Below are 5,790 nucleotides of genomic sequence, written 5' to 3' on the forward strand. Positions count from 1 at the left end.
GCAGATGCACGGAGCCATCCTTCGCGAACAAGCTTGTGGCGGACGGCGTGGCGACGGAAGTCGTCGGCGCAGGAGCAGGCGAATGATCCTGCACCACCATGGCGTCACGACGAGGCTTTTCGTGAGTGACCGGAGGAACGCGGGCAGCCAACACCGGCTGCGGCGGCGCCAGGTTTTGCGGCAGCGCGGGCGGCTCCGGTGGCTGCGCGGGGCGCGGCGCTTTGGGACGATCGATCAGACGCACGATCAGCGCCTTCTCGTTATCGACATTCACCCGCTCCGCATGCTGCGCCTTGGGTTGCATCTCGAACCACAGCGCCAGTGCAAACAAGGCGTGCAGTACGCACACCAAGGTCAGCGCCAGCACCAGGGTGGGGCGCGTCAGAGGCGGCTGTCGCCAGCGTCTGCGCCCCAGGCTTTCACGTGTTTCGCTGTCGAGTAATGCCAGGCCGCGCGCACTATCTCCCTGCTGTCGATGTCGCACTTGCCCGGAACGCTTCATTACACCCCTACCACGCCAATGACGGAACGAAACAGGCGCATGCCGTCAGCGCGTGTTGTGACAAGGCAGATTAGACAGGTACTTTCAATCAGGGTTCCCTCTGATCCGCGTCAGAAGAAGAGGCGCAAGAAAGAGCGATGCGGGTCCACGTCGATCGAATGATTTCTTCGCAAAGAAAAAGCCCGGCGATCACTCGCTGGGCTTTTCCTCATGGTGAGTTGGGCGCAGGGCGCCTTTCTTACTAAGCACCTTGTGCCAGTCGCGCCAACTCCTACCGCGCAGCCCACGCATAGTAGGCAAGCGCCACCAGAAACATCAGCAAGGCCAAGGCGCTGAAGAACGTGGCAACTACCCGCCACAGCGAAGCGTCAGCCGCGCCCACGGCCTCTTCTCTCTTCCAGCAGGTCCTGACCAGGTAGCCGCAGAAGACCATCAGCAGGACGTAGACGCCGATGGATCCGATGTTCGACTGCAGGAGTTGGGGCAGGTGCCCATCCTGGGTGACCGCGATCAGGGTGAGGGTGGCGGTGCAGAACATGACGGCGGAAACGACCACCTTTCCCAAGGTACGCACGCGCAGGTCAGTGGCCATCGTCATGAATGCACCTCGACTCGTTGGGTTGGGACGGCATGAATATACGTCGTCCGCCAACAAAAAAGCCCGGCGATCACTCGCCGGGCCTTTCCGTATTGGTGGAGGTGGCGGGAGTCGAACCCGCGTCCGAAGGCGTTTGACGCCCGGTACTACATGCTTAGCTCGCCGTTAGATCTCATCCCGCGACAGCACAGCGTGCGAAGCGCATCGAAGGACCAGCCTGCTTGATTTAGCCCTTACCGACAGGCGGCAGCTTCGGGCGATCTCGTGATAATGACCCTACATCCACGAGCACGAGCACAAGTGGGTTCGGGGCTAGGCCTTAAGCGGCCAGAGCGTAGTTGTCGTCGTTGGCAACTATAAGTTTGCGGCTGGATTAACGAGGAAAGCTGCCCCCTCGGCATGCACCAAGCTATCTCACTACCCCCGTCGAAGCCATGACACCCCCGGGGAAACTGAAACAGTAACTGGTCAGCCAGTATATGTAGGCAGAAGGCATTTCTACAAGCTGGCACGACGCCGCTATGGTTTGCCCCTCACCACCCAAAGGAACGGCCATGGTCCGGATACGTCAGGCGGTGCTGCACGATGCAGGCGTGTTGACGGATTTGCGTTGCGCCTTTCTGGAGGAAGAGCTCAAGCAGCAACTGCCGGAGGGCTTTGCCGATCATTTGCGCGGCTGGATCGAAGAGGCCATGCCCGAGGGCCGTTTGTTGGCCTGGCTCGCCGAAGTGGAAGGGCGGGCGGCCGGTTGCGTGATGGTGCACCCGTATACGCATCTGCCATCGGCGTATTTCCGCCAGGGCGTGGGCTGGTACGTGCTGAACATGTTCGTCAAGCACACGCACCGGCGCCAGGGCTTGGCGACTGCCTTGCTCGCCGCCGTCGGCGCGACGGCAAGGGCGCAGGACATCGATTCGCTCAACCTGCACTCCACCGGCGCCGCGCACTGCATCTATGAGCGCTTTGGCTTTGGCACCTCGGTGGATGCCATGAACATGTCGCTGCGCGACGACGTGGTGGGACTATCCGAAGGCGAGCCTGGCTCGTGGCGGCGGATGTCAGGCTAGCTTGTTGTGCGAACGCATGGTGCGCTGCTTTTCGCGCTGCCAGTCGCGTTCCTTTTCAGCATCGCGCTTGTCGTGCGCCTGCTTGCCCTTGGCCAGGCCGATTTCCACCTTGACCTTGTTGCCCTTCCAATACAGGGCCATGGGGATGAGGGTGTAACCCTTGCGCTCGACCGCGCCGATCAGCGTGTCGATTTCCTCGCGATGCAGCAGTACTTTGCGTGTGCGGCGATCGTTCGCCACCACGTGCGTGGATGCGCTGATCAGCGGCGGAATCGAGCAGCCGACCAGGAAAATCTCGCTGCGCAACACCACCGCATAGCTGTCGCCGAAGTTGATGCGGCCGGCGCGCAGCGATTTGACTTCCCAGCCTTGCAGCTCGAGTCCCGCCTCGAAGCGTTGGTCGATGTGGTACTCGTGGCGTGCGCGTTTGTTCAGCGCAATGGTGCCGCCCGAGCTTTTGTCTTTGTCCTTAGGCTTGGCCATGTCCGTTAAACTTCGGGCTCATTGCCCTGATGATGGTCCCGTCCGTGGAGGGACTGAAGATGATGCTCAAGAAGAGGCTGAAGTGATCGAAATCCGCCGCAGCGCCCTGGTGCGATATTCGCCGGACCAGATGTTCAATCTGGTCAATGACGTTGAAGCATACCCAAAGCGCTTCCCCTGGTGTGTCGACGCTCAGGTGCTGGAGCGTGGCGAGGATGTGCTGGTGGCGCGCCTGGATCTCAAGTACATGGGGTTTCGCCAGAGCTTTACCACGCGCAATACCACGGTGCGTCCCAGCCGTCTGCATATGAGCCTGGTCGATGGACCGTTCCGCAGCCTGGATGGGCTATGGGAGTTCATCGCGCTGGGCGATGCCGGCTGCAAGATTTCGTTCGCGCTGGATTTCGACTACGCAGGCAAGCTTGGTGGTGCGGCCATCAAGCTTGGATTTCAGGGGCTGGCCAGCCGCATGGTGGACGACTTCTGCCGCGAGGCGGAGCGCACTTATGGCTGAGCAGGTCACCGTCGAGGTGGTCTTTGCCGAACCCTCGCGCCGCTGGCTGCGCAAGGTGAGCTTGCCCTCAGGCAGTACCGTGGCGCAGGCCATCGAAGCTTCGGGCATCGTCCAGGACATTCCGGGACTGGTCGTGGATCCGGCCCGACTGGGCATTTTTTCCCGCAAGGTGGGACCGGAGCACGTGGTGGGCGAGGGCGACCGGGTGGAAATCTACCGGCCGCTCACCATCGATCCGAAAGAAGCACGCCGGCGCCGCGCCCACGAGGGCTGACGCCGGCCGGCGGGTCTTAGTGACCGTCGTTGCCGCCGTTGTTGCCGCCGCCGTCGCCGCCCTTGTCGCCACCGCCGGTCGACTTGTCGCCCTTGGTTTCGTCCACTGGGTAGCTGGCGTGGTACTTCTTGGTGTCGTTGACCAGCTTCTGCGCGTCTTCGGCGAAGAAGTCGCCCTCGGTGCGCACCAGCACGTCGTTATTGAAGGTGAGCTTGAGCGAACGCACCTTGATGTCGCCACCGCGGTGCTGCTGGGTGGAGACGTAATTCCATTCGTTCTGGCTGAAGGGCGAGTTGACCGAGGGCGAACCCATCAGCACCAGCACCTGGCGCTTGGTCATGCCGGGCTGCAGCTGATCCACGGTTTTCTTGTCGAGCAGGTTGCCCTGTTGCACGTCGGGGGTATAGATAAGACGGCAGCTGGCCAGCGAAAGGGCCAGCATGGCAAAACCCAGCGTGCGAATCAGCTTATGCATGCGTGTTGCGTCCGGATCGTAAAGGTGTCGGATGATACACTAACGGCCTCGTAGCGCCGTGTGCGTGGAGTTTGCTATGGAACAGGAAACGAAAGAACTGCGCAAAGCCGGGCTGAAGGTGACCCACCCCCGCATGCGTATTCTGCAGATCTTCGAGGATGAGGAAGCTCACCATCTCACCGCCGAAGACATCTACAAACGCCTGCTGGCCCACCAGGAAGACATCGGCCTGGCCACCGTCTACCGGGTGCTGACCCAGTTCGAGGCGGCCGGCATCGTCGTCAAGCACAACTTCGAGGGCGGGCAGGCCGTCTACGAGCTGGATCGCGGCAAGCATCATGACCACATGATCGATGTGGACAGCGGAAAGGTCATCGAGTTCGTGAGCGAGGAGATCGAGCGCCTGCAGGCCGAGATCGCCGCCCGCCACGGCTACGTGATCGAGGATCACAGCCTGGTGCTGTACGTGCGCCCCAAGAAGGGCAGCAAGTAAGCCAAGGCGTGCGGTGTCCAGAAGGCCGGTGACGGAGACGTTGCCGGCCTTTTTCGTGCTCCGGCGGGCGAGATACAAAAGCTTCGCCCATAAAAAAAGCCGCGGGAGGACTCCTGTCCGCCCGGCGGCTTATCCGATACCGGATGGCTCCTAGGAGGGCGAGTTGCTCGCGCGTCCCGGTTTTGCCACCGATTTCGGCGGAACGGCATCCTGCCGTTCTTCATGCCCACCGTCCCCACGGTTGGCATGGCTCACCATCTTGCGATGGTGGCTCCCCCACATCGATGAATCCAGCGTAACGAACCCTTCACACCTCGGGTATCGGAAAATTTCCTATGTAACGATCCTAAGTGCGAGCTACGTCACCAGTTTGTGTGTTGCTGCGCAACAATATTCGAAGATGAACGCCCTGGGCCTCCGGCCGGACCCGGAACAGCCCACCCAGTGAAGTCACCCGGTCGCGCATGCCCTGCATGCCACGGCCGCCCCGGGGCATGCGGGCCGGCAGGCCGATCCCGTTGTCCCGGATGTCCAGCAGGGCCAGTGCCACGCCCTGGCGCTCGCCGATGCGCAGGCGCAGCTGGAAGGTGTCGGCATGGGCGTGCTTCACGGCATTGGTGGCGCTTTCCTGCACCAGGCGATAGACCACGGTGCGGGTGTCGTCGTCGAGCAGGCGCGGGTCGCCGTGCAGTTCGGTGCGATAGGCCACGCCAGCGGCGTTGAGCAGGTCGCGGATCGGGCCTTCGTCCAGCGCGCGCAACAGGCCGAATTCGTCGAGCACGGCGGGCCGTAGATCGTCCAGCAGACGGTGCAGGGCGCGACGCATATGGCCGAGGATGGCGTTGATCGACACGCCGATATCGTCCATGCCCGCTTGCGCCAGCCGCGATTGCGCCAGCTTGAGGTGCGTCTGGATGGCCGTGAGGTTCTGGCCCAGCTCGTCGTGCAGCTCGGCGGCCATGTGGCGGCGCTGGTTTTCTTCGGTACGCAGGTTGCCGCGGGCGGCGTCGCGCAGCTGCCGTGCGAGGTGATCCAGGCGGCGGTTCACGGCGGCGAGATAGACGTTCTGCTCCGCCACCCGCTCGCTGCTGCGGCGTAGCGCATCGGTCGCCGAGCCGAGCATCAGCGCGCCGGTGCCGGCCACCGCCAGGAATAGTTCGCCGGGTGCGCCGGGCGAGCCATGACCGGAGAGGTGATCGACCAGGGTCATGCCGAGGCTGGAGATCAGCATGGCCAGACTCGCCCCACGCCAGCCATGGCGGAACGCAAAGAAAAGCACCGGCGCCAGCGACAGCACGCGGGCGAACTGCGGCTGCGGTGCCGCGTGCGAGGACAGCACCAGCAGGATGGCCAGCGAGGGCAGCAAAGAGCCCAACGACACCTA

7 protein-coding genes, 1 other RNA gene and 2 pseudogenes are annotated in these 5,790 nt (G+C 62.7%); 4 read left to right on the plus strand and 6 right to left on the minus strand.

The window, feature by feature from the left end; genetic code table 11:
- The 3 genes and pseudogenes from AC1DMG_RS19075 to ssrA all read right to left on the minus strand — a co-directional run.
- Positions 1 to 502 (minus strand): annotated as a pseudogene (locus AC1DMG_RS19075) (hypothetical protein); the annotation flags it as partial.
- 271 nt (positions 503 to 773) lie between these two features.
- Positions 774 to 1,100, minus strand: a complete 327-nt coding sequence (locus AC1DMG_RS19080) for a hypothetical protein (protein WP_477178194.1) — start codon at positions 1,098 to 1,100, stop codon at positions 774 to 776.
- Positions 1,101 to 1,193: 93 nt separating this feature from the next.
- Positions 1,194 to 1,545, minus strand: a transfer-messenger RNA (tmRNA) gene (gene ssrA / locus AC1DMG_RS19085).
- Between the two features lie 109 nt (positions 1,546 to 1,654).
- Here ssrA and AC1DMG_RS19090 point away from each other — a divergent pair.
- A complete protein-coding gene (locus AC1DMG_RS19090; RefSeq protein ID WP_477178193.1) occupies positions 1,655 to 2,167 on the plus strand; it encodes a GNAT family N-acetyltransferase in 513 nt (170 codons plus the stop codon).
- Here AC1DMG_RS19090 and smpB read toward each other — a convergent pair.
- Positions 2,159 to 2,650 carry an SsrA-binding protein SmpB gene (gene smpB, locus AC1DMG_RS19095; protein WP_441604127.1) on the minus strand — a complete coding sequence of 164 codons (492 nt, stop codon included), beginning with the start codon at positions 2,648 to 2,650 and terminating at the stop codon, positions 2,159 to 2,161. The two genes, AC1DMG_RS19090 and smpB, sit on opposite strands and share 9 nt — an antisense overlap.
- Before the next feature lie 82 nt (positions 2,651 to 2,732).
- Between smpB and AC1DMG_RS19100 the strand changes: the two genes are divergently transcribed.
- Both AC1DMG_RS19100 and AC1DMG_RS19105 read left to right on the plus strand, forming a co-directional pair.
- Positions 2,733 to 3,164 (plus strand): type II toxin-antitoxin system RatA family toxin, encoded by a 432-nt coding sequence (locus AC1DMG_RS19100; protein WP_477175935.1) that lies wholly within the window; start codon positions 2,733 to 2,735, stop codon positions 3,162 to 3,164.
- Positions 3,157 to 3,438 (plus strand): RnfH family protein, encoded by a 282-nt coding sequence (locus tag AC1DMG_RS19105; protein WP_441604129.1) that lies wholly within the window; start codon positions 3,157 to 3,159, stop codon positions 3,436 to 3,438. The genes AC1DMG_RS19100 and AC1DMG_RS19105 overlap by 8 nt, the downstream gene beginning before the upstream one ends.
- A gap of 16 nt (positions 3,439 to 3,454) precedes the next feature.
- Here the strand turns inward: AC1DMG_RS19105 and AC1DMG_RS19110 are convergent, their stop codons facing one another.
- Complete coding sequence (locus AC1DMG_RS19110; RefSeq protein WP_441604130.1) at positions 3,455 to 3,913, minus strand: outer membrane protein assembly factor BamE; 459 nt, start codon at positions 3,911 to 3,913, stop codon at positions 3,455 to 3,457.
- Between the two features lie 76 nt (positions 3,914 to 3,989).
- Here AC1DMG_RS19110 and fur point away from each other — a divergent pair, with 76 nt between their 5' ends.
- Positions 3,990 to 4,406: a ferric iron uptake transcriptional regulator gene (fur, locus tag AC1DMG_RS19115; RefSeq protein ID WP_109127012.1), complete on the plus strand. Its 417-nt coding sequence runs from the start codon at positions 3,990 to 3,992 to the stop codon at positions 4,404 to 4,406.
- Between the two features lie 346 nt (positions 4,407 to 4,752).
- Here the strand turns inward: fur and AC1DMG_RS19120 are convergent.
- A pseudogene (locus tag AC1DMG_RS19120) lies at positions 4,753 to 5,772 on the minus strand (MASE1 domain-containing sensor histidine kinase); the annotation flags it as partial.
- Between the last annotated feature and the right edge of the window lie 18 nt (positions 5,773 to 5,790).

Source organism: Dyella sp. 01N36 (assembly GCF_056399745.1).

Coding starts and splice junctions, on each gene's coding strand:
- smpB (WP_441604127.1), bottom strand. CDS start 2,650: ATGGCCAAGCCTAAGGACAAAGACAAAAGCTCGGGCGGCACCATTGCG.
- AC1DMG_RS19080 (WP_477178194.1), bottom strand. CDS start 1,100: ATGACGATGGCCACTGACCTGCGCGTGCGTACCTTGGGAAAGGTGGTC.
- AC1DMG_RS19105 (WP_441604129.1), top strand. CDS start 3,157: ATGGCTGAGCAGGTCACCGTCGAGGTGGTCTTTGCCGAACCCTCGCGC.
- AC1DMG_RS19110 (WP_441604130.1), bottom strand. CDS start 3,913: ATGCATAAGCTGATTCGCACGCTGGGTTTTGCCATGCTGGCCCTTTCG.
- AC1DMG_RS19090 (WP_477178193.1), top strand. CDS start 1,655: ATGGTCCGGATACGTCAGGCGGTGCTGCACGATGCAGGCGTGTTGACG.
- fur (WP_109127012.1), top strand. CDS start 3,990: ATGGAACAGGAAACGAAAGAACTGCGCAAAGCCGGGCTGAAGGTGACC.